1 protein-coding gene is annotated in these 1616 nt (G+C 44.4%); it reads right to left on the bottom strand.

From position 1 onward, the window contains the following. A partial coding sequence (locus tag AK963_RS28810) for a hypothetical protein (RefSeq protein ID WP_139117766.1) occupies window positions 1-749 on the bottom strand: 749 nt, incomplete at its 3' end. Window positions 750-1616: the final 867 nt, after the last annotated feature.

The raw sequence follows: 1616 nt of genomic DNA, 5'->3' as shown, positions 1-1616 counted from the left end.
CAAGGGAATGGGCCTCCTTTGTCAAGATTGGCAACGGATACTTCTACCGATTTTGTTCTTCGACCAGAGCTTTCTATATCGGGGATTACGTCGGGAAGATCTCGATGATCCGGTGTGGTGCTATTTACACGTTTGGCTGAATGGGTTGAATTGGCTGAATGACTATTTTTTCCATCACTGGGCAAAAAGCCTGCATTAGCGTTGTCTGGACCTGGTTTAGGTAATACAGAGTGCTCTCTATTCACTGCTACGGACGCATCATCTTGACTGGCAAAAGCTGCGTGCCCGTGCCGACTATCACTGTCCCGCTTTGGAATCGCATTATCTCGTTTAAACAGTAACTCCTCCACGAGATTGCCTTCGGAGCTGAGTTGTTTAAACCAGCAGCTTAACGCATGGCGCAACTTGCTCCCTTCAGGGAAACTCTGAAGACAGTCTAGAACCTGACTCTCATGGATTTTTTGTCCCTCAATAGACAGGCTCGTCTTAAAACAATGTGCCAGGAAGAAGAACTCTAAGCGTGAATTTTGAAATGAGCTCCTGAGTGTTTTGATGGTTTGCAATACCTCTTTTGCTGACACTCTCTGATGATCAATTGACAACTCATACTGCATAGCCGTGAATTTTAAGATACATTGAAGTCGATGTTGCTCATCGTCTTTGACCGATACGTTGTTTAAGATTTGCCAGGCCTGTTGAAGTGTATCCTGAGTTTCGTTGGTTTCATCGTACAACTGTGGTTTTTTCAACCTTTGCATCATACCAATTGAATTTTCTAACTACTGTATAACTGCCCAATCACGGGAGCACAGACTGAACAGTCGACCAGCTTCGCTGCAAAGGTTATTCCAAGCTTCACAGCAACAATCTACAATATTTTCATAACCTGAAAATGCTTTGTTTGATAAGTCATGCTCCCGCATCCACTCCCATAGCCTTTCTGAGCTGTTTAACTCCGGTGCGAATGGTGGCAGTTTAAGAACACTTAAATTTTCAAAAGCAGGCCCCTCAGGCAACATTCCGCTTTGAAGCGCGCTATCGCTAACTGATACTTATTATTTTGATCTGGAGCTCGATTGAATTCTTGAATGACCTGATCCGGGCTGATTTTTCTCTGGTCTTTTGGAATGTTCTTTAAGCAGAGCTTTTGCAGGAAGAAGGCTCCTCGTAGGGAGGTTTTGTCATTTGCATACGCTGTCATCACATCAGCTGGGGTGATTTTACGTCCTCGTAATGGTTTTTGTTTCCAAAAGTCATCCTCTAAACGTCTGCCATCAACTTGGGTGCCTGTACTTCTATAGGATTGACAACTTGAGACGTATTTACTGTTACATGTACTTTCTGAACGGTAAGGATTCCCGCTTGAACTGCTCTGCTGATCAACCCTGACAGAAGGTCTTGGGTGGGGGTAGGTTGGTGTTGTTGATTTCAGAATAAAACCCTGTTCACTTAGACTAGAAAATACTGCCGTTTGACCTCAAAATAATTATTAGGTTCATTCCATTTATGGTGTTTTGGGCGAGGGGCAAATATGCCCCTCTATATGGCAATCGCAGGCTGCCCCGTGTTAGTGCTCGGAGTTGTTTTCCTGCGGCCGGAGTACACCTGCTTTCTTC

It is taken from the genome of Endozoicomonas atrinae, from assembly GCF_001647025.1.
Lineage (GTDB): Bacteria > Pseudomonadota > Gammaproteobacteria > Pseudomonadales > Endozoicomonadaceae > Endozoicomonas > Endozoicomonas atrinae.
This window is presented reverse-complemented; position numbering and strand designations above follow the sequence as displayed.